23 protein-coding genes are annotated in these 25145 nt (G+C 68.5%); 14 read left to right on the plus strand and 9 right to left on the minus strand.

Annotation, left to right across the window (positions count from 1 at the left end):
- Position 1 precedes the first annotated feature (1 nt).
- Genes ACWDUN_RS03510 through hflX form a run of 5 tightly spaced genes read left to right on the plus strand, consistent with a single transcriptional unit; the run spans position 2 to position 4796 of the window.
- Positions 2-883 carry a DMT family transporter gene (locus ACWDUN_RS03510; protein ID WP_449924610.1) on the plus strand — a complete coding sequence of 294 codons (882 nt, stop codon included), beginning with the start codon at positions 2-4 and terminating at the stop codon, positions 881-883.
- A gap of 9 nt (positions 884-892) precedes the next feature.
- On the plus strand, positions 893-1564 hold the full coding sequence (locus ACWDUN_RS03515; RefSeq protein WP_449924613.1) for a hypothetical protein: 672 nt from the start codon (positions 893-895) through the stop codon (positions 1562-1564).
- Positions 1565-1572: 8 nt separating this feature from the next.
- A complete protein-coding gene (gene miaA, locus ACWDUN_RS03520; protein WP_449926227.1) occupies positions 1573-2478 on the plus strand; it encodes a tRNA (adenosine(37)-N6)-dimethylallyltransferase MiaA in 906 nt (301 codons plus the stop codon).
- Between the two features lie 8 nt (positions 2479-2486).
- Positions 2487-3356: a diaminopimelate epimerase gene (gene dapF / locus ACWDUN_RS03525; protein ID WP_449926230.1), complete on the plus strand. Its 870-nt coding sequence runs from the start codon at positions 2487-2489 to the stop codon at positions 3354-3356.
- A gap of 33 nt (positions 3357-3389) precedes the next feature.
- On the plus strand, positions 3390-4796 hold the full coding sequence (gene hflX / locus ACWDUN_RS03530) for a GTPase HflX (RefSeq protein WP_449924616.1): 1407 nt from the start codon (positions 3390-3392) through the stop codon (positions 4794-4796).
- A gap of 63 nt (positions 4797-4859) precedes the next feature.
- Here the strand turns inward: hflX and ACWDUN_RS03535 are convergent, their stop codons facing one another.
- Entirely contained in the window at positions 4860-6353 is a 1494-nt protein-coding gene (locus ACWDUN_RS03535; protein WP_449924619.1) for a PE-PPE domain-containing protein, read from the minus strand.
- A 109-nt stretch (positions 6354-6462) separates the two neighbouring features.
- Between ACWDUN_RS03535 and ACWDUN_RS03540 the strand changes: the two genes are divergently transcribed.
- The 4 genes from ACWDUN_RS03540 to ACWDUN_RS03555 are packed head-to-tail and all read left to right on the plus strand — an operon-like array spanning position 6463 to position 10879.
- Positions 6463-7668 (plus strand): thiolase family protein, encoded by a 1206-nt coding sequence (locus ACWDUN_RS03540; RefSeq protein WP_449926233.1) that lies wholly within the window; start codon positions 6463-6465, stop codon positions 7666-7668.
- Between the two features lie 2 nt (positions 7669-7670).
- Positions 7671-8075 carry a Zn-ribbon domain-containing OB-fold protein gene (locus tag ACWDUN_RS03545; RefSeq protein WP_449924621.1) on the plus strand — a complete coding sequence of 135 codons (405 nt, stop codon included), beginning with the start codon at positions 7671-7673 and terminating at the stop codon, positions 8073-8075.
- A 9-nt stretch (positions 8076-8084) separates the two neighbouring features.
- The gene (locus ACWDUN_RS03550) at positions 8085-10310 is read left to right on the plus strand and encodes an acyl-CoA dehydrogenase family protein (protein WP_449924624.1); all 2226 of its coding nucleotides are present in this window, start codon (positions 8085-8087) and stop codon (positions 10308-10310) included.
- A complete protein-coding gene (locus tag ACWDUN_RS03555) occupies positions 10307-10879 on the plus strand; it encodes a TetR/AcrR family transcriptional regulator (protein ID WP_449924627.1) in 573 nt (190 codons plus the stop codon). Before ACWDUN_RS03550 ends, ACWDUN_RS03555 begins: the two co-directional genes overlap by 4 nt.
- Here the strand turns inward: ACWDUN_RS03555 and ACWDUN_RS03560 are convergent.
- The gene (locus ACWDUN_RS03560) at positions 10822-13227 is read right to left on the minus strand and encodes a molybdopterin-dependent oxidoreductase (protein ID WP_449924630.1); all 2406 of its coding nucleotides are present in this window, start codon (positions 13225-13227) and stop codon (positions 10822-10824) included. The two genes, ACWDUN_RS03555 and ACWDUN_RS03560, sit on opposite strands and share 58 nt — an antisense overlap.
- A 25-nt stretch (positions 13228-13252) precedes the next feature.
- Between ACWDUN_RS03560 and ACWDUN_RS03565 the strand changes: the two genes are divergently transcribed.
- Together ACWDUN_RS03565 and ACWDUN_RS03570 are read left to right on the plus strand one after the other, a co-directional pair.
- Positions 13253-14410: an acyl-CoA dehydrogenase family protein gene (locus tag ACWDUN_RS03565; RefSeq protein ID WP_449924633.1), complete on the plus strand. Its 1158-nt coding sequence runs from the start codon at positions 13253-13255 to the stop codon at positions 14408-14410.
- 117 nt (positions 14411-14527) lie between these two features.
- A complete protein-coding gene (locus tag ACWDUN_RS03570) occupies positions 14528-16675 on the plus strand; it encodes a sunset domain-containing protein (RefSeq protein ID WP_449924636.1) in 2148 nt (715 codons plus the stop codon).
- Here ACWDUN_RS03570 and lexA read toward each other — a convergent pair whose 3' ends face one another.
- The 3 genes from lexA to ACWDUN_RS03585 form a co-directional block, all read right to left on the minus strand.
- A complete protein-coding gene (gene lexA / locus ACWDUN_RS03575) occupies positions 16676-17350 on the minus strand; it encodes a transcriptional repressor LexA (protein WP_449924639.1) in 675 nt (224 codons plus the stop codon).
- A gap of 64 nt (positions 17351-17414) precedes the next feature.
- Positions 17415-17831 carry a DoxX family protein gene (locus ACWDUN_RS03580; protein WP_449924641.1) on the minus strand — a complete coding sequence of 139 codons (417 nt, stop codon included), beginning with the start codon at positions 17829-17831 and terminating at the stop codon, positions 17415-17417.
- Positions 17828-18769 carry an oxygenase MpaB family protein gene (locus ACWDUN_RS03585; protein WP_449924644.1) on the minus strand — a complete coding sequence of 314 codons (942 nt, stop codon included), beginning with the start codon at positions 18767-18769 and terminating at the stop codon, positions 17828-17830. The genes ACWDUN_RS03580 and ACWDUN_RS03585 overlap by 4 nt, the downstream gene beginning before the upstream one ends.
- A gap of 146 nt (positions 18770-18915) precedes the next feature.
- Between ACWDUN_RS03585 and ACWDUN_RS03590 the strand changes: the two genes are divergently transcribed.
- The 3 genes from ACWDUN_RS03590 (at position 18916) to nrdR (ending at position 20679) form a co-directional block, all read left to right on the plus strand.
- Positions 18916-19482 carry a TetR/AcrR family transcriptional regulator gene (locus ACWDUN_RS03590; protein ID WP_449924647.1) on the plus strand — a complete coding sequence of 189 codons (567 nt, stop codon included), beginning with the start codon at positions 18916-18918 and terminating at the stop codon, positions 19480-19482.
- Between the two features lie 129 nt (positions 19483-19611).
- Entirely contained in the window at positions 19612-20133 is a 522-nt protein-coding gene (locus ACWDUN_RS03595) for a LysM peptidoglycan-binding domain-containing protein (protein WP_449924650.1), read from the plus strand.
- Positions 20134-20217: 84 nt separating this feature from the next.
- A complete protein-coding gene (gene nrdR / locus ACWDUN_RS03600) occupies positions 20218-20679 on the plus strand; it encodes a transcriptional regulator NrdR (RefSeq protein ID WP_449924653.1) in 462 nt (153 codons plus the stop codon).
- Between the two features lie 5 nt (positions 20680-20684).
- On the opposite strand, the gene ACWDUN_RS03605 is transcribed toward nrdR, so the two are convergent.
- The 4 genes from ACWDUN_RS03605 to sthA all read right to left on the minus strand — a co-directional run bounded on the left by ACWDUN_RS03605 (position 20685) and on the right by sthA (position 24950).
- A complete protein-coding gene (locus ACWDUN_RS03605; protein WP_449924656.1) occupies positions 20685-21374 on the minus strand; it encodes a PhzF family phenazine biosynthesis protein in 690 nt (229 codons plus the stop codon).
- Between the two features lie 26 nt (positions 21375-21400).
- Positions 21401-22423: an alpha/beta fold hydrolase gene (locus tag ACWDUN_RS03610; RefSeq protein WP_449924659.1), complete on the minus strand. Its 1023-nt coding sequence runs from the start codon at positions 22421-22423 to the stop codon at positions 21401-21403.
- A 33-nt stretch (positions 22424-22456) separates the two neighbouring features.
- A complete protein-coding gene (locus ACWDUN_RS03615; protein WP_449924661.1) occupies positions 22457-23443 on the minus strand; it encodes a proteasome assembly chaperone family protein in 987 nt (328 codons plus the stop codon).
- 100 nt (positions 23444-23543) lie between these two features.
- Positions 23544-24950, minus strand: a complete 1407-nt coding sequence (gene sthA / locus ACWDUN_RS03620) for a Si-specific NAD(P)(+) transhydrogenase (RefSeq protein ID WP_449926236.1) — start codon at positions 24948-24950, stop codon at positions 23544-23546.
- Positions 24951-25145 lie beyond the last annotated feature (195 nt).

Raw genomic sequence — 25145 nt, forward strand, 5'->3', positions numbered from 1 at the left:
GTTGGACAAGGCGGACATCGCCGCACTGCTGGCGCTCGGCGCCGCCGCGTTCATCGCCATCGGCGATGTCATCCACCAACGCTCGGCGCATGAGGTCACCGACGAGGATGTCAGCCACCTGCAGCTGTTCCTGCGCCTGCTGCGCGACCGTGGCTGGTGGATCGGCAGCCTGGTGTCCGCGCTGGGCTTCGGTCTGCAGGCCGCCGCGCTGGGCTTGGGTTCGGTGCTGCTGGTGCAGGCGCTGCTGGTCACCTCGCTGCTGTTCGCCCTGCCGCTCAACGCGCGGGCCAACCGGCACCGGGTAAGCCGGTTCGAATGGACATGGGCGGTGCTGCTGGCGGCGTCGGTGGCGGTGATCGTGACGGTCGGCAACCCGACGGCCGGGCAGGCCCGGGCCGGTACCGAGGTGTGGCTCGGCGTCGGCGCCGTCCTGGGCCCGGTGCTGGTGCTGTGCATCATCGGCGCGCGGATCTGGGCGGGCCGGCCGCTCGGCGCGATCCTGCTGTCCGTCGTCTCCGGCGCGCTGTGGGGTGTTTTCGCCATCCTCACCAAGGGCGTGGTCGACCGGCTCGGTGACGGCCTCGCCGACCTGCTGCGCACCCCGGAGCTCTACGCCTGGGCGCTGGTCGCCGTCGCCGGCACCGCCTATCAGCAGGCGGCCTTCCGGGCCGGCGCCCTGACTGCGTCGCTGCCGACGATGACGGTCACCGAACCGGTGGTGGCCTCCGCGCTCGGCGTCGTGGTGCTCGGCGAGACGCTGCGCCCGGGTGAGGCGGGCTGGGTCACCCTGGTGGCCGCCGTGACGGTGATGGTGCTGGCGACCGCGGCGCTGGCGCGCGGTGAGGCGGGCTGGGCCGACGGGCAGGTATCGGCGGGACGATAGCGTGAAGATGTGTTGGCGGCCATTGCATTGATCCCGTCGGCGCCGATCCTGGTGCCGGAGTTGGCCGGAGCGGCCGCGGCCGAGGTGGCCGATCTGCGTGCGGCGGTGCTGACCGCGACCGCTCAGCTGCCGGAGCGCTGGGTGGCCATCGCATCCGGTGTCACCGAGGCGATCATCGGTTCGCACGCCGTCGGCACGTTCGCCGGATATGGGGCCGATGTGCCGGTGGCATTGTCACCGCAGGCCGACGGCCCGGTGACCGAGCTTCCGCTGGCCGCGCTGATCACCGGTTGGGTGCGCGCCCAGGTGGCGCCGACCGCCACCGCCGAGGTGCGCCTCTACGGAGCCGACGGCGTCGACGCGGGTCGGCGGCTGCGCACGCTGCTCGACGCGTCCGCCGATCCGGTGGGGGTCCTCGTCGTCGCCGACGGCGCCAACACCCTGACCGCGTCCGCACCGGGGGGATTCGAGCCGGAGTCGGTGCCCGCGCAGGGCGCTCTCGACGACGCGCTGGCCGCCGGGGACGCCGCGGCGGTGCACCGTGCGGCCGCCCCGGCGGTGGGATGCCACGCCTACCGGGTGCTCACGGGCCTGGTCGGGGCGTCCCCGGTCGCGGCGACCGAGCTGTACCGCGGCGCGCCCTACGGGGTCGGCTACTTCGTGGGCGCGTGGAAGGTATGAGCCTGCCGATCCGTCCCATCGCCGTCATCGGGCCGACCGGGACCGGTAAATCGGCGCTGGCGCTGGCGCTGGCGCAGCGACTCGGCGGTGAGATCGTCAATGCCGACGCCATGCAGCTCTACCGCGGTATGGACATCGGCACCGCCAAACTGCCGCCCGAGCAGAGACTGGGGATCGTCCACCACCAGCTCGATGTCCTCGACGTCACCGAGAACGCCTCGGTGGCGCGCTATCAGCAACGCGCGGCCGCCGATATCGAGGCGATCATGGCGCGAGCTGCCGTCCCGGTGATCGTCGGCGGATCGATGCTCTACATCCAGTCGTTGCTGGACCAGTGGTCGTTCCCTGCCACCGATCCGGCCGTGCGGGCGCGCTGGGAGGCCCGGTTGGCCGAGGTCGGCGTCGCCGCGCTGCATGCCGAGCTCAGCTGGCTGGACCCCGCCGCCGGTGCGGCCATCCTGGACACCGACGGGCGGCGTATCGTGCGGGCACTGGAGGTCGTCGAGCTGACGGGCGAGCCGTTCGCGGCGTCCGCGCCGCGCATCGGCAACCCGCGCTGGGGCACCGAGATCATCGGCTTGGACTGGGAGACAAGCGCTCTCGACGAGAGACTGACGTTGCGCACCGAGGCCATGTTCGCCGAGGGCCTGGTGGCCGAGGTGCAGGCCCTGATCGGCAGGGGTCTGCGCGACGGCGTCACGGCTGCCCGTGCGCTCGGGTACGCCCAGGTGCTGGCCGCCCTGGACGCCGGTGACGACCCAGGCTTCCGGCAGGCGCAGGAGGCTACTTTCCTGGGCACCCGGCGGTACGTGCGCAGGCAGCGGTCGTGGTTCCGACGCGATCACCGGGTGCACTGGCTCGACGGTGCGCGCGCCGATCTCGTCGACGCGGCGCTGAGTATCCTGGACAGATGACGCCCGCCATCCCGTTCGCCAAGGGGCACGGGACGCAGAACGATTTCGTCGTGCTGCCCGACCTCGACGCCCGCCTCGCGTTGACGCCCGCGTGGGTCGCCGCGCTGTGCGACCGGCGCCGCGGTCTGGGCGCCGACGGGGTGCTGCGGGTCACCACCGCCGCGGCGGCACGGGCCGCGGGGGTTTTCGCCGCACTGCCAGAGGGGGTGGCCGGCACCGACTGGTACATGGATTACCGCAACGCCGACGGTTCGATCGCGCAGATGTGCGGTAACGGGGTTCGGGTCTTCGCGCATTATCTGCGGGCCTCCGGGCTGGAGCGCGGTGACGAGTTCGTCGTCGGTTCGCCGGCCGGTCCCCGTCCAGTGGTGGTGCACGGATTCGACGCGCAGGACGGCACGCGCGCCGAGGTGACCGTCGACATGGGCAAGGCCAACCGGCTGGGCTCGGGGTCGGCGGTGGTGGGTGGCCGCACCTTCGAAGGCCTCGGCGTCGATGTCGGCAATCCCCATCTGGCCTGCGTCACCGATCTGAGCGTGGCCGAACTGGGCGTACTCGATGTCGCGGCGCCGGTGTCGTTCGACCCGGTCCAGTTTCCCGAGGGCGTCAACGTCGAGGTGCTCACCCGGCCGGACGCCGGCGTGGTCACCATGCGCGTGCATGAGCGTGGTGTGGGCGAAACCCGTTCCTGTGGAACGGGAACCGTCGCGGCGGCGCTCGCCGCACTGGTCGATCAGGGCGAGGACACCGGCTCGCTGCGGGTGCGCATCCCCGGTGGCGAGGTCGAGGTCGCGATCACGGCCGCGACCAGTTTCCTGCGCGGCCCGTCGGTCCTTGTCGCGCACGGCGAACTGGCAGGCGATTATTCACATGCGTGAGCGCCCGACGGCGTGTCACCATCGAAAGCACATATGACTGAACCCAATCATCTGACACCCAGTACCGGCGAGCTGGCACTGGAGGATCGCGCGGCCCTGCGCCGCGTGGCCGGGTTGTCGACCGAACTCACCGATATCTCCGAGGTCGAGTACCGCCAGCTGCGCCTGGAACGGGTGGTGCTGGTCGGGGTCTGGACCGAGGGCAGCGCCGCCGACGTCGACGCCAGCATGGCCGAGTTGGCCGCGTTGGCCGAGACCGCCGGATCCGAGGTGCTCGAAGGGTTGGTGCAGCGACGCGACAAACCCGACGCCTCGACCTACATCGGCTCCGGCAAGGCCCTCGAGCTGCGTGAGATCGTCACCGCCACCGGCGCGGACACCGTCATCTGCGACGGTGAGCTGAGCCCGGCGCAGCTCAACGCCTTGGAGAAGGCCGTCAAGGTCAAGGTCATCGATCGCACCGCGCTGATCCTGGACATCTTCGCCCAACACGCCACCAGCCGCGAGGGCAAGGCGCAGGTGTCACTGGCGCAGATGGAGTACATGCTGCCGCGCCTGCGCGGCTGGGGTGAGTCGATGTCGCGGCAGGCCGGTGGTCGTGCCGGTGGTGCGGGCGGCGGCGTGGGCACCCGTGGTCCCGGTGAGACCAAGATCGAGACCGACCGGCGACGCATTCGCGAGCGGATGAGCAAGCTGCGCCGCGAGATCCGCGAGATGAAGAAGATCCGCGACACCCAGCGTGGTCAGCGCCGGGCCTCCGACATGCCGCAGGTGGCGATCGTCGGATACACCAATGCCGGCAAGTCCAGCCTGCTCAATGCCCTGACCGGGGCCGGTGTGCTGGTGGAGAACGCGTTGTTCGCCACCCTGGAGCCGACGACCCGGCGCGGTGAACTCGCCGACGGTCGGCCGTTCGTGTTGACCGACACCGTCGGATTCGTCCGGCACCTGCCCACCCAGCTCGTGGAGGCGTTCCGGTCCACGCTGGAGGAGGTGGTCGACGCCGATCTGCTCGTGCACGTGGTGGACGGCTCCGATGCCACCCCGCTGGCGCAGATCGCCGCCGTGCGCGAGGTGATCCGCGACGTGTACGGCGATCACGACGGGGCGCCGGCACCGGAGTTGTTGGTGGTCAACAAGATCGACGCGGCTGGTGACCTGGCGCTGGCGCAGTTGCGCCGGGCGCTGCCGGATGCGGTGTTCGTCTCGGCGCACACCGGTGAAGGCTTGGAGCAGTTGCGCACCCGGATGGCCGATCTGGTCGAGCCGACCGACACCTTCGTCGATGTGACGCTGCCCTATGACCGCGGTGACCTGGTGGCACGCGTACATGCCGAGGGCCGGATCGAGTCGACCGAGCACATCGAGCAGGGCACCAAGATCGCCGCTCGGGTTCCGGTGTCGCTGGCCGCCGCGTTGCGCGACTTCAGTAACTGGTAGCGACACGAGCAGGCACACCGGCTGAATCCCCCGCGGTTCAGCGTCGGTGCGCCTGCTCGCGGGTCAGGCCGCCTCGGCGTCGGTGGACGCCGGCGGGTCGGTTTCCGCGTCGTCGTCGGTGGTGTTCGTCTCCCCGGCGTCGTCGGTCCCGAAATCCTCGGCGTCTTCGGCCCCGGCGCCCTCGGTCCCGAAATCGTCGGTGCTCCCGGAGCCCTCGTCGGTGACGACATCGTCGAGGGCGGCCTCGTCGTCCTCGGTGCGCTCGTCGTCGTGGCCGGTGGAGGCGGTGTCGCGGTCGCGTGCGGCCTCGAGCACCTCGGCGCCGGTCGGGCCGCGCAGTCCGGTGAGGTGTGCCCGCGGTTCGTCGCGGGCCGGCGACTGGGCGGTCGCGGCCTCGACCCGCGGTGCCGGCTTCGGCGTAACCTGTTGCGGCGCAGGATTTCTGCCCAACGCGGCATGGATTCCCTCGTCGATGGCCTCGACCACGTCCTTGGCGAACGTGATCGGGTTGATCCGCGGGATGAGCCGGAACGGTGCCGGTGTGCCGTAGCTCAAGGATCGGTCGTAGCCGGCGTCGATGATCACCCGCAGCAGCGGTGACACCAGCGCCACGATCGGCTTGATCAGGAATTCGGTGTTGGTGAACGAGGCGAATTCCAGGAACGGCCGCACGATCGGCAGCGTCCTGGTCGGGATGGTGACATACCGGGTGTCGCCGTGCTCCTGCCAGTTGTCGGGGTCGGCGACCTCGGCGGCCAGTTCCTCGGGGGTGTAGTCATCGGGAAGTTCGCCGACATCGCTGTTGGCGTTGGGGGCCAGGTAGGTGCCGTGCACGTACCAGAATCCGGCGATCGCGTTGAGCACCGCGAGCCCGTTGATCGGGTAGAGCGGGAAATCGGCCACCCCGTCGTACTCGAAGGCGATATCGGTGGCGCAGATGTGATCGCAGGTGTCCGTCGGTGCGGGCAGGCCGAAGGTGGCATCCAGGATCGGGACATGCCCCAAGAACGCCAGCCGCTCGAACAGGCCGCCGTTGGGTCGGTTGCTGTTGCCGATCATGACGAACGACAGGTAGGTCTGATCCTTGGGCAGGTAGCCGAGATTGCGCTTCTGGCGGCTGACGATGTTTCCGCCCTGCGAGTAACCCATCAGCACCACCGGTGTGTTCGGCGGGTTCTGGGCCAGCGTGTCGACCAGGGTCGAGTTCAGGTTGGCCAATCCCTCGCCGGTGGACACATCCCATTTGGCCCCGCTGAGCCCGCCCCATCCCGGCAGCGGGATCGGCCAGAACTGGGCCGGGTAGTCGATGCCCTGCAGCGCACAGTCGTTGGCCGCGGTGCAGGCCGGGTTGAACGGCGCGATGTAGTAATCCCTGGCGTTCTCCAGGTAGTTGCCCACGATATTGGCGTTGGGTGTCCCGGTACCGGGCACGATGAGCGCCGTCGCGGCCAGCGCGACGGCCATCGACAGGGTGGTGGCGACGGTGATGAGTAATGCCGTCGCCACGGTGAGAACCGTCGTGAGCAACCGCCGCCCCATGCGCAGTGCAGGAGTCATGGTCGGATCGTCGCACTCGAGCGCCGCGGCGGGAGCGTAACCCGCAGATTGAAAATAGAATCTCATTCTAATAATGTCGCTGGTGGTGTCGACCGAAGGGGGACGTGTCATGGGGTTGCGCGGCGAGGCGGCCATCGTCGGGTTCCACGAGCTGCCCGCGACGCGGAAACCGTCCGGCGCGCCGGAGTTCATCATCGAGCAGTGGGCGCGACTGGCCGCGGCCGCCGTCGCCGATGCCGGACTGTCCGTCGATCAGGTCGACGGCCTGGTGACCTGCGGGGTCGCCGAATCCCAGCTGTTCGTCCCGTCGACGATCGTCGAGTATCTGGGACTGGCGGTCAACTTCGCCGAGCTGGTCGATCTGGGCGGAGCATCCGGGGCCGCGATGGTGTGGCGCGCGGCCGCGGCCATCGAACTGGGCATCTGCCAGGCGGTGCTGTGCGCCATCCCGGCCAACTATCTGACCCCGATGTCGGCGCAGCGTCCTTACGATCCCGGGGACGCCCTGTACTACGGCGCCTCCAGCTTTCGGTACGGCTCGCCGCAGGCGGAGTTCGAGATCCCCTACGGCTATCTCGGACAGAACGGGCCCTATGCCCAGGTGGCCCAGATGTACGCCGCCGCTTACGGTTACGACGAGTCTGCGATGGCCAAGATCGTCGTCGACCAGCGGGTCAACGCCAATCACACCCCGGGTGCGGTGTTCCGGGACAAGCCGGTGACCGTCGCCGACGTGCTGGACAGCCCGATCATCGCCTCTCCGCTGCACATGCTGGAGATCGTCATGCCGTGCATGGGCGGGTCGGCCGTGCTCGTCACCAATGCCGAACTGGCCCGCAAGAGCCGCCACCGCCCGGTCTGGATCAAGGGGTTCGGCGAGCGGGTGCCCTACAAGTCACCGGTGTACGCCGCCGATCCGTTGCAGACACCGATGGTCAAGGTGGCCGCCTCGGCCTTCGGGATGGCCGGGCTCACCCCGGCCGACATGGACATGGTGTCGATCTATGACTGCTACACCATCACCGCGCTGCTGACGCTGGAGGACGCGGGCTTCTGCGAGAAGGGCAAGGGCATGCAGTTCGTCACCGACCACGATCTGACGTTCCGCGGTGACTTTCCGATGAACACCGCCGGCGGTCAGCTCGGTTACGGGCAACCCGGCAACGCCGGTGGGCTGCACCATGTCTGCGATGCGACCCGCCAGCTGATGGGCCGTGCCGAGCGCACCCAGGTGCGCGACTGCAACCGGGCCTTCGTCTCGGGCAACGGCGGTGTGCTCAGTGAACAGGAAGCACTTGTGCTGGAGGGGGATTAGCCGTGCAGCGACCACTTCCGATACCGACTCCGACGTCGGCACCGTTCTGGGACGGCTTGCGCCGGCGAGAGGTGTGGATCCAGTTCTCCCCGTCACTGGATGCCTACGTGTTCTATCCGCGGGTCCTCGCGCCCGGAACCCTCGCCGATGATCTGCAATGGCGCCGGATCTCGGGGGAGGCCACCTTGGTCAGCTACGCGGTCGCACAGCGACCCGTCGCACCGCAGTTCGCCGACGCGGTCCCGCATCTGCTCGGTGTCGTGCAATGGCACGAAGGTCCACGGCTGGCCACCGAGATCGTCGGTGTCGCCCCGGCGCGGTTGCGGATCGGGATGCCGATGACGCCGGTCTTCACCGAGCCCGACGGTGCCGACATCACCCTGTTGCATTACACCGCAGCCGAATAGGAGCCATCCGTGGCGCTCGCACTGACCGACGAACAATCCCAGTTGACCGAGGCGATGGCCGGGTTCGCCCGCCGCCACGGGGGACTGGAACTGACCCGCTCGCAGTTCGATGCCCTCGCCGCCGGGACGCGGCCGGCGTTCTGGGATGCGCTGGTGGCCCAGGGCCTGCACGCGATCGGTCTGCCCGAGCAGGCCGGCGGTCAGGGTGGTGGTTATGCCGATGCCGCATGCGTCGTCGACGCCGCGGGTTACGGGTTGCTACCGGGGCCGCTGCTGTCCACCGCGATCACGGCAGCGGTCCTTGCCGGTGTCGTCGACGAGCCCGCGGCCGCAAGGACGGCGGCGGCGATCGCGGCCGGCGCACCGGCCGCACTGCTGTTGCCGGCCGATGGCGTACTGCGGGCGGTGCCCGACGGTGACCGGTGGCTTCTGGACGGTGTGGTCGGCCCGCAATTGGGGGTGGCATCGGCGGCATGGCTCGTCGCATACGCCGAAACCGAAGCCGGTGAACCGATGTGGTGTGTGCTGGGACCCGACACACCCGGGGTCTCGGTGCGCGCCGAGGAGCCGACGGATCTGACCCGCGATGTCGGCACGCTGACCTGTACCGCCGTGGGCATCGGTGTCGAGCAGGTGCTCACCGGTATCGACCCGGTGCGCGCACAGTGCCACACCGTCGGGTTGATGGCGGCCGAGGCCGCGGGTATCGCCCGCTGGTGCGTCGACAACGTGGTGGCCTACCTCAAGGTGCGCGAACAGTTCGGCCGTCCCATCGGGTCGTTCCAGGCGCTGCAGCACAAGGCCGCCATGCTGTTCATCCACAGTGAACTGGCCGCGGCGTCGGCCTGGGATGCGGTGCGCGGTGCCGAACAATCGGTCGAGCAGCACCACACCGCCGCCGCCGGGGCGGCCATCGCGGCGATCGGACGGCTCCCGGAACTGGTGGTCGATGCGCTGACCATGTTCGGTGCCATCGGCTACACCTGGGAGCACGACCTGCATCTGTACTGGAAACGGTCGATCAGTCTGGCCGCAGCGGCCGGCAACGTCGCGCAGTGGGCCGGTGTCCTGGGCGAACCGGACCGCCCAGCAAGGGATTTCGCGATCGAGCTGGCTCAGGTCGAGCAGGACTTCCGCGCGCGTGTCGGCGCCGCACTGGACGCGGCGGCACTGCTGACCAATGAGGCTCCGGGCCGGCAGAACCCCGATTACGACGAGTACTGGACCGGCCCGCAGCGCACCGCGCTGGCCGATGCCGGTCTGGTGGCGCCCTACCTTGCGGCCCCGTGGGGACTGGCTGCCTCACCGGCCCAGCAACTCGTCATCGACGAGGAGTTCGACAAGCGGCCGACGCTGGTGCGCCCGTCGCTGGGGATCGCGCAGTGGATCCTGCCCACCGTGCTCAGCGCGGGCACCGACCAACAGCGTGACCGGTTCGCGGTGCCGACGCTGCGCGGCGAGATCGGCTGGTGCCAGCTGTTCTCCGAACCCGGCGCCGGATCGGATCTGGCGGCCCTGAGCACCCGCGCCACCAAGGTCGCCGGTGGCTGGCGGGTCAACGGGCAGAAGGTGTGGACATCGTCGGCGCAGCGCGCCGACTGGGGCGCGCTGCTGGCCAGGACGGACCCGGACGCGGCAAAGCACAGGGGCATCGGCTACTTCCTGGTCGACATGACCACACCGGGGATCACCATCCGGCCGCTGCGCACCGCCAGCGGTGACGAACACTTCAACGAGGTGTTCTTCGACGACGTGTTCGTGCCCGACGACATGCTGGTCGGCGAGCCGACCGCCGGGTGGTCCCATGCGCTGGCGACCATGGCCAACGAACGCGTCGCCATCGGTGCCTACGCCAAATTGGACAAGGAAAGTGAACTGCGCGCCCTGGCGCGACGCGCCGACCCGGGTGATGTGGCGGTGCGTCAGGCGCTGGGTCAGGTTCGCGCCGCCACCAACGCCATCGGTGCGCTGGCGGTGCGCGACACGCTGCGTCGGCTCGCCGGACACGGGCCGGGGCCGGCCTCCAGCGTCGGCAAGGTGGGCACCGCGCTGCTGGTGCGCCGGGTGACCGCCGACGCGCTGGCCTTCAGCGGGCGGGCGGCCATGGTGGGCGGTGCGGCGCAGCCTGCGGTGGCCGACAGCCTGATGATGCCGGCCGAGGTCATCGGCGGCGGCACCATCGAGATCCAACTCAACATCATCGCGACCATGATCCTCGGACTGCCGCGCGCATGACCGAGACCCTGCCCGGCTACAAGCAGGCCCGGCGCGCCCAGATCGTGACGGCGGCATTGGATCTGCTCAAGGCGCACGACTACGAACAGATCCAGATGCGTGATGTGGCCGAGGCCGCCGGAGTGGCGCTGGGCACCCTGTACCGCTACTTCAGCTCGAAGGAGCATGTGTACGCCGCCGTGCTGATGGAGTGGGCGCAGCCGGTGTTCGCCGAGGCCGCCGCGGACACCCCGCTCACCGCGGCGCAGGTCCGTGAGAAGCTGCGCGGCGTCATCGGCAGCTTCGAGCGGCGCCCCGCATTCTTCAAGGTGTGCATGCTGCTGCAGAACACCGCAGACACCAATGCGCGCGCACTGATGGACCAGTTCGCCGCCGTCGCCCAACGCACCCTGGCGGCCGACTTCGCCTCACTGGGCGAACAATCGGCGGCCGACACCGCCGTGATGGCCTGGGGCATCATCTCCACGATGCTGTCCGGGTCGATCCTGCGCGACTACCCGATGGCCGACACCTACCGCGTCGTGGATGCCTTCGTCGACCTGATCGCGCCTGCGCTGCCCGCGCGCTGACGCAGCACCGGAGGTTCATGCGCCCGCACCGGCGGTAGCGGCCCGGTGTACTTCTCCACCTGCACCAGCACATGGGCACCGGTGCAGCCGCGCGCCAACGATGACGTGCCGACATCCTCGGTCAGCACATTCGGATTACCGTGCACGCACAGCGAATCCGGGTCCGCCGGGTCCAACGGGTCATACCAGGCGCCGGTGGCCAACTGCACCACCTGCGGGCGCAGCCGATCATCGATCACCACACCGGCCAGGCAGGCGCCGCGATCGTTGAACACCCGCACCACATCACCATCGGTCAGGCCGCGGGCCGCGGCGTCGGCGGGATGCATCCGGATGGGCTCGCGACCGGACACCTTGGAGTTCTGGCTGGTGGCGCCCATGTCGAGCTGACTGTGCAACCGGGCGGCGGGTTGATTGGCCAGCAGGTGCAGTGGGAAGCGCTCGGCGCGTGGCCCGCCGAGCCATTCGCTGGGTTCCAACCAGGCCGGGTGGCCGAGGCAGTCCGAATAGCCGAATGCGTCGATATCGGGGGAGAAGATCTCGATACGCCCGCTCGGTGTGTGCAGCCGGTGGGTGTGCGGATCGGCCCGGTAGTCGGCCAGCAGCGTCAGGCCCGGCTCGGTCGGCAGCCGCAACCTGCCGTCGGCCCAGAACTGGTCGAACGGCGGAACCTCGAAGTCCACTGCCGCCGACCACTGCTCGTACATGTGCGCCAGCCACTGCCGCGCCGTACGGCCCTCGGTGAACTGCGCACCCACGCCGAGCCGCTCGGCCAGCGCGGCGAATGTCGTGTAATCGTCGCGGGCATCGGCGTACGGCTGGGTCAGCGCGGGCATCGCCACCAGCAGCGGATCGTTCTTGGAACCGGAGAAGTCGTCGCGCTCGTACGCGGTGGTGGAGGGCACCACGATATCGGCGTGTTTGGCCATCGCGGTCCAGTACGGGTCGTGCACCACGATGGTCTCGGGGCGGGCCAGCGCGCGCCGCAACCGGCCGATGTTCTGATGGTGGTGGAAGGGATTACCGCCCGCCCAGTACACCAACCGGATGTCGGGATAGGTCAGCCGGCGGCCGTTGTAGTCGAACTGCTCGCCCGGGCGCAGCAGCATATCGCTGACGGCTGCGACCGGGATGAAGGTGCGAACCGGGTTCGCACCCTGCGGCAGCACCGGCAGCGGGTGGCGCAGCGGCGCCAGTCCGGGCTCGTTCATCGACCCGTAGCCGTGGCCGAAACCGCCTCCGGCAAGCCCGATCTGACCCAGCATCGCGGCCAGCGTCAATCCCATCCACGGCGCCTGCTCACCGTGGCGGACCCGTTGCAACGACCAACTGACGGTGACCAGGGTGCGGCCCGCGGCCATCCGGCGGGCCAGCGCGGCGATGTCCTCGGCCGCCAGGCCACTGATCCCGGCCGCCCACTGCGGGGATTTCGGGACGCCGTCGTCGGTGCCGAGCAGATAGCGCTCGAACCGGTCGTAGCCCAGGCAGTATTCGTCGAGGAACGCGCGGTCGGCCAGGTTCTCGGTGGCCAGGACGTGGGCCAGTCCCAGCATGATCGCCACATCGGTACCGGGCAGGGGCGCGTGCCACTCGTGCTCGCCCTCGACGTCGTCGCGCAGGGGGGAGAAGGACACGATCCGGCCCCCACGGTCGCGGAACCGGCCCAGTGCGGCGCGGGCCGGATGATCGGTGGTGCCGCCGTGGTTGATGCCGGTGTTCTTCGATGCCAGTCCGCCGAAGGCCACCACCAGATCGGTGTGTTCGACGATGACGTCCCAGTTCGTGGACCGTTTGAACAGATCGTCATGGGTGCCGACCACCCGCGGCATGATCACCCCGGTGGCGCCCAGGCTGTAGGAATGCCGCGAGAAGGTGTAGCCACCGAGCAGTTTGAGGAAGCGGTGCACCTGGCTCTGGGCGTGGTGGAAGCGGCCCGCGCTGGACCATCCGTAGGAGCCGCCGTAGATCGCCTCGTTGCCGTGGGTGTCGACGACGCGGCGCAACTCGGTGGCCAGCAGTTCGGTGAGTTCGTCCCAGGAGACGCCGACGAACTCGTCGGCGCCGCGCGAAGCGCTGGGGCCGGGTCCGTCGCGCAACCAGCCCGCGCGCACGGCGGGCCCGGCGACCCGGGCGCGGTGGCGCACGGAGCCGGCCAGATTGCCCAGCAGCGGTGACGGATCGGTGTCGCCGGGATCCGGGGTCACCGACGCGATGTCACCATCGGCCATGTCGGCGGTGAAGGCGCCCCAGTGGGCAAGGCTGCTGCGGGGCGACACCTCGCCAATCCTAGGTCCGACGCCGGGTGGGCCGACCAACCATCCGGTTGATATATGTTGGGCGCCACACATCCGCAACCAGTACCGGAGGTCACAGATGGGCGCCGTCAAGTTCGACCGCACGCTCTTCGAGCCCGAGCACGACCTGTTCCGCGAGTCCTATCGCGCGTTTCTCGAACGCCACGCCACCCCGTTCCAGGAGGAGTGGGAGAAGGCCAAGATCGTCGACCGCGAAGTCTGGCGCGAGGCCGGCAAGCAGGGCTTCCTCGGGATGGCCGTGCCCGAGGAGTACGGCGGCGGCGGGAACCCGGACTTCCGCTACAACGTCATCGTCACCGAGGAGACCACCGCCGGACGCCACAGCGGGCTGGGCTTCACGCTGCAGAACGACGTCATCGCGCCGTACCTGATCGAACTGACCGACGAGGAGCAGAAGAAGCGGTGGCTGCCCGGCTTCTGCAGCGGGGAATTGATCACGGCGATCGCAATGACCGAGCCCGGCACCGGCAGCGACCTGCAGGGCATCAAGACCCGCGCGGTGCGCGACGGTGACCACTATGTGCTCAACGGTTCGAAGACCTTCATCACCAACGGTATCCACGCCGACCTGGTGATCGTGGTGGCCTGCACCGATCCGGACAAGGGTGCACAGGGCTTCTCGCTGCTTGTCGTCGAGCGCGGCATGGCAGGTTTCGAGCGGGGCAGGCATCTGGACAAGATCGGACTCGAGGCGCAGGACACCGCCGAACTGTCGTTCACCGATGTGCGGGTGCCCGCGGAGAACCTCCTGGGACAGGAAGGCATGGGCTTTCTGTACCTGATGCAGAACCTGCCGCAGGAGCGCATCAGTATCGCGGTGATGGCCGCGGCGGCCATGGAGTCCGCCCTGGAGGAGACCCTGCAGTACACCAAGGAGCGCAAGGCGTTCGGCAAGCCCATCGGCAGCTTCCAGAACAGCCGGTTCACCCTCGCTGAGCTGGCGACCGAGGCGACCGCGATCCGCATCATGGTCGACGAGTTCATCCGGTTGCACCTCGACCGCAAGCTGACCGTCGAGCAGGCCGCGATGGCCAAGTGGTACAGCACCGAGGCTCAGGTGCGACTGGTGGACCGCTGTCTGCAGCTGCACGGCGGCTACGGCTACATGCGCGAATACCCGATCGCGCGGGCCTTCCTGGATTCGCGGATCCAGACGATCTACGGCGGGACCACCGAGATCATGAAGGAGATCATCGGGCGCGGCCTGGGAGTCTGACCGGTCCGACACGCCGTCGGTGCAGGTGGCAATATCCCACGAGTTCGCGGTCAACTGACGCAAAGTTGACGAACACGATACTTTCGTGGGGTTTTGCACGACTTCGGGAGGGACCGAATGACCACGCAGCGAACCCGGTTCGGCAATCTGGCCGGGCGGGCGGCGGCAGTGCTGGTGAGTGCCGGGCTGATGGCCGCGACGGTGCTGCTGGCGCCGCCGGCCGTCGCGACACCGGAAAGCGATGCCGACGCGGCGATCACGGCTGCGTGGGAGACCGCCGGCGGCGGACCGGCCGGTCCACTCGGACCCAAGGACGGCGGCGTCTATCCCGCGGGTGAGGGCTTCGGCCAGAACTTCGCCGGTGGCAAGATCTTCTTCACCCCCGGGACCGGTGCCCACATCATGACCGGCGCCATCTTGGAGAAGTACGAATCTCTCGGCGGGCCCACCGGTGACCTGGGCTTTCCGACCATCGATGAGGGTCCGGGCCGCGCGGCCAACAGCCGGAACGTCACGTTCAATGCCCCGGACAGCCCGGTCATCTTCTGGACACCGGACACCGGTGCCCGGGTGGTCCGCGGTGCGATCAACAGCGCCTGGGACACCCTGGGCGGATCGGCCGGGGTGCTCGGGGTGCCCAGCGAGGACGAGACCACCGACGGCGATGTGGTCAGCCAGAAGTTCACCGGTGGTGAGATCTCCTGGAACCGCAAGACTCGAACCTTCACGACGGTCCCGCCCGAACTGGCGGGTCAACTCGGTGCCGTCGAGGTTCCCTCGGACGCCACCTCGGCCATCGCCGCGGCCCGCCGGGCGGCCGGTGGGGAGCTCGGCCCGCTGGGTGCCGAGGAGGGTGCGCAGTACGCGATCGGTGCCGACGGTGTCGGTCAGAACTACGCCGGCGGCAAGATCTTCTACAGCCCGGCCACCGGTGCCAACGTGGTGACCGGTCAGGTGCTGGCCAAGTACGAGAGTGTCGGCGGGCCGACCGGGGATCTCGGATTTCCCACCGCGAGCGAAGCCGATGGTGGCCTGGCTCCGCAGAGTGCGGTGGTGCCGTTCGCCGCCGAGGACCAGCCGGTCATCTTCTGGACGCCCGATTTCGGTGCCGTCATCGTCCGTGGCGCGATGAATGCGGCATGGCAGAAGCTGGGCGGTGCAACCGGTGAGCTCGGCGCACCCAAGGCGGATCAGACCGAGAACGGCAACATCGTCACCCAGCAGTTCAACGGCGGGTCCATCTCCTGGGACTCGTCCACCAATCAGTTCAGCACCGAGCCGGCCGGCCTGCAATCGCAGTTGACCGGTCTGCAGGTGCCCGGCGCGGAGGCGCCGCAGAACCCGTCGGCCGCACCCGAGGCGGCGTCGGGCGGTGACGGTGACAAGTGGTACACGTGGCGCTGGTGGTGGCTGCTCGGCCTGATCCCGCTGGTCGGCCTGATCGCGGTGATCGCCGTTGCGGTGCTGCGCAATCGGCGCTCCCGCGACGACCGATTCGAGGACTACGACCGGGGTTACGGCGGCTACGAGGACCGCTACGACGGTTATGACGGCTATGACGGTCCCGACGCCCGCCGCGACGCGGAACCCGAGACCGGCGTGCTGCACGACGGTGGTTACGAGCAGCAGAGTGCGCAGAGCCCGTGGGCGCTGGTGCCGCCGGTCGGCGAGACCCCGCCGTATGCCAAGCGTTCGGCCGAGGCCGGTGCCCGTCCCGCCGACGACTTCACCGACGATCTCGGCGAGGATCTCGACGACGACGATCGGGACGATTTCGTCGACGCCGAGTACGTCGACGAGCCCGAATACGGCGACGAGCCCGAATACGGCGCTGAGCCCGAATACGGCGCTGAGCCGGAGCCGGCGGAAGCACCGCAGGAGCCGGTGTTCGACGAGGACGCGGTGGACACCGCGCCCACCCGCATCGAAACGCTGCCGCCGGAGCCGTCGGTACCCGAACTCGACGTCGAGCCGCCGACCGCGGTGGTCGGGGTCCCGCCGCTGCCGTCCTACGAGCCCGAGGTCCCCAGCGGCCGGCACGCGGCGGCGGCACCGGACGACGAGGCCGAAGACGCCGGTTGGACGTCCATGCGGCTGGCCACCACCGACCGCTACCGGGCCCCCGAGGGTTATCCGATCAAGGCGGACACCAAGACGGGTCTGTACTGGGCGCCGGGCAGCCGCGGCTACCGCGATACCGAGGCCGAGATCTGGTTCGCCAGTGAGGAGTTCGCCCGCGCGAACGGTTTCGTGCGGGCCGACTGATCAGACCTTGCGGATCACGGTGACGACCTTGCCGAGCACCACGGCGTCGTTACCGTCGATCGGTTCGAACGCCGGGTTGTGCGGCATCAGCCACACCTGGCCCTTGGTCCGCTTGAAGGTCTTCACGGTGGCCTCGCCGTCGATCATCGCGGCGACGATATCGCCGTTGTCGGCCACGTTCTGCTGACGGACGACGACCCAGTCGCCGTCGCAGATCGCCGCGTCGACCATCGACTCGCCGACCACCTTCAGCAGGAACAGTGAACCCTCGCCGACCAACTCGCGGGGCAGCGGGAAGACATCCTCGACGGCCTCCTCGGCCAGGATCGGTCCGCCCGCGGCGATGCGTCCGAGCACCGGGACGAAGGTCGGCTCCGGCAGTGTGTCGGAGCCCGCGACGTCGGTCGCGACGATCGGCGTCACGGTGTCGTCGGCGCCGCGGACGTCCACCGCGCGTGGGCGATTGGGATCGCGCCGCAGATAGCCCTTGCGTTCCAGGGTGCGCAGCTGGTGGGCGACCGACGAGGTGGACGTGAGTCCGACGGCGTCGCCGATCTCCCGGATGCTCGGTGGATAGCCACGGGTGGTCACCGAGGTGCGGATGACCTCGAGAATGGTGCGCTGACGCTCGGTCAGGCCGGAGCGTGCCTCAGGGGTGTCGCTGCTGTCGCTCATGGGGCTGAATGTAGTCGCCGCCGCACCGATAATCAAACATGTGTTCGAGGCGTGTCGCGTGTCTTCATCGGCGTCGCGGGATCCCGGTCGACCACAGCGCCCAGGCGATCAGCACCGGCTGGAAGAACAACCGGACCAGGCGCTTGGTGTCGGTGTCGAGGCCGAAACCGTCGGCATGGTTGAGGTACTGCGCGATGTTGCCCGGGAAGATCAGCACGAAGAACGCCGCCAGCAGCCGGCCGACCAGGACGCGGTCGCGTCGCAGCAGGGCCAGGCCGACGCCGAGGGTGATCTCGACGCCACCGGAGGCCATCACGACACCGTCGGCATCCATCGGAACCCACTTCGGCACCTGAGCCTGAAACTCTTCACGGGCCCAGAACAGGTGGCTGAGGCCGGCGAAGATCATCGCGCCGGCAAGCGTCAGGCGGGCGATGCTGCGCGCGCGGGTGGTGGGCGGCGGTGCGGGCACCTCACTCATCGGGCACCGGGCAGGTTGTAGGCGAAGGACTTCTGCTGGCGCTGCTTCATCTTCTCCAGGCACTCGTGATGCTTGCGGGCGTGATAGGCCAGCGGGAAATAGGTCAGCCGATCCGGCAGGATCCGGTAGGCCGTGCGGATGACGGTGTAGATGCGCTGCAGTTCACGCTCTTCGGCCGTGCTCCAGGTGACGCCGAGCTTCGCGCGCAACCGCGGATCGAGCAGCCCCACCACCGAGAGGTAATTCAGCCGCAGCCCGGGGCGCAGGATCCGGCGCGCCAGCGGGCGCAGGAGCGCGGGCACCGATGGCGGCAGGTCGACCTTGCCGGTCTTCATCTCGCCGATCAGTTGCAGTGCCTGCGGGGTGGCTTCCAGCCTGTCGATCCAGGACTCGAAGTAGGCATCCATCTCGGCCGGGGTCTGCGGGTAGTCGCGCATCGGCACGTGCAACAGCCGGGCCAGTCGGCGGTTGTCGCGTAGCAACTCGGCCTTCTCGTCGGCGGTGAACTCACGCCCCACCAGCAGCCGGCCGCCCTGGGCCGTGACGATGTAGCCGGTGGCGATCACCCACTGATAGGACTGCGGGTTCAGTGCGCTGATCTGCTTGCCGTCGGCGGCGCTGCGCATGGTGATCGGCTGGTGCATGGCGCGCACCCGGTTGCCCTCGGCGACGGCCTCGGTGCCGCCGTAGGTCCACCGCAGCACCGAGTCGACGGAGCGGATCGCGCGGCCACCCGGGTCGCCGTGGAAGGCCGCCGAGTAGCGGCCGGTGATCTCGGCGATCACCGGCTCCATGGCCTGCATCATGAACGCCGCCCCGTCGACGATGAGAAACGTCCAGCGCCCGGTGTGCTCGGCGGTCAGTGAGTCCAGCGGGACCAGCTCGGGCCGGCCGGCGTCTTCGGCATCGTGAACGGGTAGATCCGTGGTGGCAGTCATGACTGCGCGCACCTCCTCAAGGCTTGGGGCAGCGACGCTAATATGACCTATCGGTCGCATTCAAGTCGCGTTAGGAGGCTGCATTGGCTGCCGATAAAAGCACGTCACGGCATCGAAAGGCACCGAAGCAGGAGCGTTCGAGGGAGATGGTCGCAAAAATTGTGGACACTGCCGCGACCCTGTTGCGCAAGACCGGCCCCGAGCAGCTGACCACCAATGCCATCGCCGAGCGGGCCGGTGTCAGCAAGGGGTCGATCTATCAGTACTTCGCCAACAAGGAGGAGATCATCAACGCGGCCATCGAGAAACTGGCCGCCGAGCAGGCGCCCGCGATCGAGGACATGCTGCGCGCGGTCACCATGGCCGAACCGGAGGCCGCCATGGAGTCCTCGATCGACATCCTGATCGACTTCACGATCGCGAACCGGAGGTTGATCCGCTATCTCGCCGAGCGGCCCGATCATGTCCGCACGTTCGACAACATCTCCGGACTGAACGCGACCCTGCTCGCGATGGCGACGCTGCACATGGGGTACTACCGCGACCGGTACCGCAACGAGCTCAGCGCGCGGGCCCTGGCGTGGCTGTTCTACAACATGGCGGTGGCGACCACGCTGCGCTATATCGAGAGCGATGATCCGATCAGCCTCGATGAACTGCGCCGAGGCCTGAAATTCGCCTCCACCGGCCTGTTGGCCGGCGCCTCGGGCTGAGGCGCCCGGACTTGTCGGTGGTCGCCGCTATCGTTCGCTAACAGTTCGATCACGTGTTCTATCCATCGAACACATGATCGACTATCGTTCGAACATAGAAGCGAACACCAGCCACGAGGAGGCAGGCACATGACGATTCTGGAAGCGCGGAGCGACGTGCGTGACCATCGCGACCGACTGGACGCCGGCGCCGTCCGGCGCCGGGAACTCCAGCACCGGCCGTCATCGGCGGCCGAGGTGTGGCCGCTGCCGCGTGACGTGGTGGTCCGCCGCCGGCGCCCGCAGACCCGCCGGCCCGGGGGTGCCTCGCTCGGGTACCGGGGGACCGGCGTGCTGATGTCGCGGGCATCGCACCGCAGCCGGCCGATCACCCCGGCGGTCACGGTGCTGCTGGCGCTGCTGGCCGGCGGTATCACCCTGTGGCTGGGGCTGGTGGCACAGGTGGGCGCACCCGCGTCCGACCAGCCGATCGAGATGCCGACCCGGTTGTCGGTCGTCGAGGTCCAGGCCGGGGAGACACTGCACAGCATCGCCGAGCGCGTCGCCCCGGATGTGCCCGCCGACTCGGTGATGGAGCGCATCCGCGAACTCAACAAGCTCGATTCCGGCGCCGTGCGTGCCGGGCAGACCCTGATCGCGCCGATCGGCTGATCCGACGTGCGACGGTCGCCGGCCATGCAGGTACGCTCGGAAGCGTCAAATACGGTCCGATTGTGGTGCGGCAAAGGAGCAGTGATGCACTGTCCGTTCTGTCGTCATCCCGATTCGCGAGTCGTCGACTCCCGCGAAACCGATGAGGGCCAGGCGATCCGCCGTCGGCGCTCGTGCCCGGAATGTGGTCGGCGGTTCACCACCGTGGAGACCGCGGTGCTCGCGGTCGTCAAGCGCAGCGGCGTCACCGAACCGTTCAGTCGCGAGAAGGTCATCAGGGGCGTGCGACGCGCATGCCAGGGGCGTCAGGTCGATGACGATGCCCTCAACCTGCTCGCGCAGCAGGTGGAGGACGCGGTGCGAGCCGCGGGCTCGCCGGAGATTCCCAGTAACGAAGTCGGACTGGCCATCCTGGGTCCGCTGCGCGACCTCGACGAGGTCGCCTACCTACGGTTCGCCTCGGTGTACCGGTCGTTTTCCTCGGCCGACGACTTCGAACGCGAGATCGAGGCGCTGCGCGCCCATCGCGTGAGCACCTCGGGCTGAATCACTCAGTCGAGCCGACGTGAGTCCTCGGCCACGACCCGTCCGGCCACCTTCACCCAACCCGTGGGGTCCCACCAGGTACGGATCTCCGAGCCCTTGCCCTGGGTGATCAGCAGATCCCGGCTCAGATAATCGGTCATCCGCACCGCGGCGGCTCCCGTAGCCTCATCCTCGACAATTCCCAGGTGCGGGGCGAACATTCGCGAACGCAGAGCGCCCGCCTCCCGGTCGGTCCACGCCCACACGTAGTGCTCGACATCATCGCCGTAGTCGGCCGGGTCGGCCGCCGAAACCTGCTCGGCCGAATCGACATCGTAGATGGCGAGTTCGGGCGCCCAATCCGAGCGGGCGCTGATCGCGGTGAACTCGTCGTCGACATAGTCGACCTGCACCAGGCCCGCCGGCACCTGCAAAGTGCGCACCGGCAGTCCGCGCTGCTTCAGCCACCACGAAGTTCCGACGGTCGGGTGCCCGGCGAACGGCAGCTCGGTCGTCGGAGTGAAGATCCGCACATGCGCGCTGGCCGCGCCGGACTCCGGCACATCGATGAATACGGTTTCGCTGTAACCCAGTTCGGCCGCGATCCGCTGTCGGTCCGCGGGATCGACCGTCGCGGCGTCGATCACGCCGAGCGGGTTCCCGAACTCGCCCCGGGCATTGGTGAATACGCGTAAGACATCAACATCGACGGCCATGCCACGATCCTAATCTCGTCCTCGGCTCACGTGGCACTGCGCTCGTCGGCGCCCATCGCATCCAGGACGGCGACCCGGGTGTCCAGTGGGCCGGTGATGGCGCGTTCACTGATGCCGGCGCGCAGCAGTTCACGCAGCAGCTCGTGGTCGTACTCGGATGGCTGGGTGCTGTCGATGAACGCACCGACGATGTCGACGAACCGTTCGGGGTCGTCGTGAAACGGGAAATGTCCTGAGCCCTCGAAGATCTCAAGGGCAGAACCCGGCATGGCCGCGTGCGCCAGCCAGGCGTGGCTGACCGGGATCACCGAATCCTGTCGGCCCCAGATCAACTGCACGGGAACGGATTCGGTCAGATAACAGCGATCCAGCATGGTGACCACCTGGCCGCGCCAGTCCACCACCGCGCGCAGCGTCCTGGCAAACGCCGACGATGCCGTCGGCTCCGGCAGATCGGCCAGCACCCGCAGCATGTCGGGTAGGTCGCGGCCCACTCCGGTGGACCCGAACACCGTGCCGCCCAGGCGTCCGAGCGCCTGCAGTGCGGGAAGCACCAAGGGCAACCGCAGCAGCGCCAGCGACTCGCTGACCCCGGGAAGCGCCGCGATCCGCAGCACGGCGTTGACATCCTTGGTCACCCCGCCGGCACCGACGAGCACCAGCCGATCGACGAATTGCGGGAACTGGTAGGCGAACTGCATCGCGACCCCGCCCCCGAGCGAATGGCCGATGACGGTCACCCGGTCGATGTCGAGCACGCTGAGCAGATCGCGCATGCCGTTGGCGTAGGCGGCCACCGAGTAGTCTGCGCGTGGCTTGTCGGACTGCCCATGTCCCAGCAGGTCGGGTGCGATGACGGTGAACCGCCGGGCCAGCATCGTCTGCACGGTGTGCCAGGTGGTCGAGTTGTCACCGATCCCGTGGATCAGCAGCACCGCAGGTCCTGAGCCGGCGATCCGGTAGGCCCGCCGGTATCCATGGATGGTGCGGAACTGCAGGGTCGGCGTCACCTCGCGGACGCTGCGAAGGGTGGTCTTGCGCTCGGTCATCTGGCCACTCCTCGCCGGTCCGCCCTCGCGGGACTAGGGGCGGTCGTTCTCGTCGGGAAAGCTGTCCGGAAAGCCTTCCTTGCCGTCCGCCTGCTGGGCCAGGAAACGTTCGAACTCCGCGCCCAACTCCTCACCGCTGGGCAGGTCCTCGTCGCGGGCGAGCAGCGACCGGTTCTCCTGAGCGGCAACGAAAGCATCGTACTGACGCTCCAGGGCGCTCACCACCTGAGCGACCTCGGCGCTGCCCTCGACCTGCTCGTTGATCTTGGTGTGCACCTCGGCGGCAGCCTCCCCGAGGGCGGCCAGCGGGATCTGCAGTGAACCGGCCCGGGCGGCCTCGGCCAGCAGCGTCTCGGCCGCCGGGGGATAGGCGGTCTGCGCCAGGTAGTGCGGCACGTGCACGGTGAAACCGACTGCATCGTGGCCGTGCTGGGCCATCCGGAACTCCAGCAGACTCGACACACTGGCCGGCACCTGGACCTCACCTACCCACGGCGTGTAATCGGCGATCAGATCGGCATTGGCCGAGTGCGCGGTGAGGGTGACCGGCCGGGTGTGCGGTACCGCCATCGGGATGGTGCCCAGCCCGATGGTCTGCCGCACGCCGAGACGTTCGGCCAGCAACCGCACCGCGGTGATGAACCGTTCCCAGCGCAGATCTGGCTCCATCCCGGCCAGCAGCAGGAAGGGCGTGCCGACGCTGTCGTGCAACGCATACAGGTTGAGCTCGGGCTGGTCATAGCCGCTGAAGTGGTCGGTCTTGAACGTCATCAGCGGCCGCCGCGACCGGTAGTCGAGCAACTCGTCGATGGCGAACGAGGCCACCAACTCGGTGTCGAGGGTGTTCTTCAGATGCTCGGCAGCCAGTCGGATGGCGTGGCCGGCATCGGAGAACCCCTCCAAGGCGTGGATCAGAACGGGTCCGCTGCCGTCGACCGCGGACAGCTGCGGTGCGGGGAACTCCAGCTCGTACATCCCGTTCTGCTCGGGCTGGTAATGCTGCTCCTGGGAATCGGCCATGTGGTTCACCTCCTGTTCACTAGTGTCTCGCACTTTGCCGGAACCGCTGTGTGCGACCCCTGACAACGGTGCAACACCGGGCAGGCGACCGGAAATCCCGTCAGCTCTTGAACTGGCTGAGCGCCCGTAGTTTGTTCATCACATCCAGCGCGGCCACCTTGTAGGCCTCCGAGAAGGTCGGATAGTTGAACACCGCGTCCACCAGATACTCGATGGTGCCGCCACAACCCATGACTGCCTGGCCGATGTGCACCATCTCGGTGGCATTGGTTCCGAAGATGTGCACGCCCAGAAGCCGCAGATCCTCGGTGGACACCAGCAGTTTGAGCATGCCGTAGGAGTCGCCGGCGATCTGGCCGCGGGCCAACTCGCGGTAGCGCGACACACCGACCTCGTAGGGCACCGAGGCCTTGGTCAGATCCACCTCGGTGGCACCGACATACGACACCTCCGGGATCGAGTAGATCCCGATCGGCTGCAGCTCGGTCATGGCGTGGCACGGCTCGCCGAACGCGTGATAGGCGGCCAGCCTGCCCTGATCCATCGAGGTGGCGGCCAGCGCCGGGAATCCGATGACGTCACCGACGGCATAGATGTGGTCGACCTTGGTCTGGTAGTTGTCGTCGACGAAGATGCGGCCGCGATTGTCGGCCTCCAAACCCGCATTGGCCAGGTCCAGATCGTCGGTCTGGCCCTGTCGGCCGGCCGAGTACATCACCGTCTCGGCCGGGATCTGCTTGCCGCTGGCCAGCGTCGTCACCGTGCCCGCGGCGCCGACGTCGACGGCGGTGACCTCTTCACCGAACCGGAACGTGACCGCCAGGTCGCGCAGATGGAATTTCAGCGATTCGATGATCTCGGGATCGCAGAACTCCAGCATCGTGGCCCGCTTCTCGACCACCGTGACCTTGGTCCCCAGCGCGGCGAACATCGATGCGTACTCGATGCCGATCACCCCGGCGCCCACGACGACCATGGAGGTCGGGATGCTCTTGAGGTCCAGGATGCCGTCGGAGTCCAGCACCCGGTGGTCGTCGAACGCGACGCCGCCGGGGCGGGCCGGTTTGGTTCCGGTGGCGATGACGACGTAACGGCCGCTGACCGTGACGCGCTCGGCACGGGTCGGATCCTCGACGTAAACGGTGTGGGCGTCGATGAAACGCGCGTGCCCGACGTAGAGCTCGATGCGGTTGCGCATCAGCTGTGACCGCACCACGTCGATCTCCTTGCCGATCACATGCTGGGTGCGGGCCAGCAGGTCGGCCGGTGTGATCTTGTCCTTGACCCGATAGCTCGCGCCGTAGAGCTCGCGTTGGCTCATCCCGGTCAGGTACACCACGGCCTCGCGCAGGGTCTTGCTCGGGATCGTCCCGGTGTTCACGCAGACCCCTCCGAGCATGCGGCCGCGCTCGACCACCGCCACCGACTTGCCGAGTTTGGCCGCGGCGATCGCGGCCTTCTGTCCACCCGGCCCGGAGCCGATGACGACGAGGTCGTATTCCTGCATGGAACCCATGGGTGAAGTCCTACGCTCGCGGTCGGCGACACGCATGCCGGGGACGGCAAACTCCGGGTGAACTTTCGGCAGTTTTCTGCGTCGGGAACTTTCGGTACCGGTTCGTTCGTCTGTAGGTGTGACGGAGTTTCCCACCACACAGAGAGCACAATGCGACGCGCCAAGCGCAAACCTCGAAGACCTGAG

Source organism: Mycobacterium sp. NPDC003323, assembly GCF_053589535.1.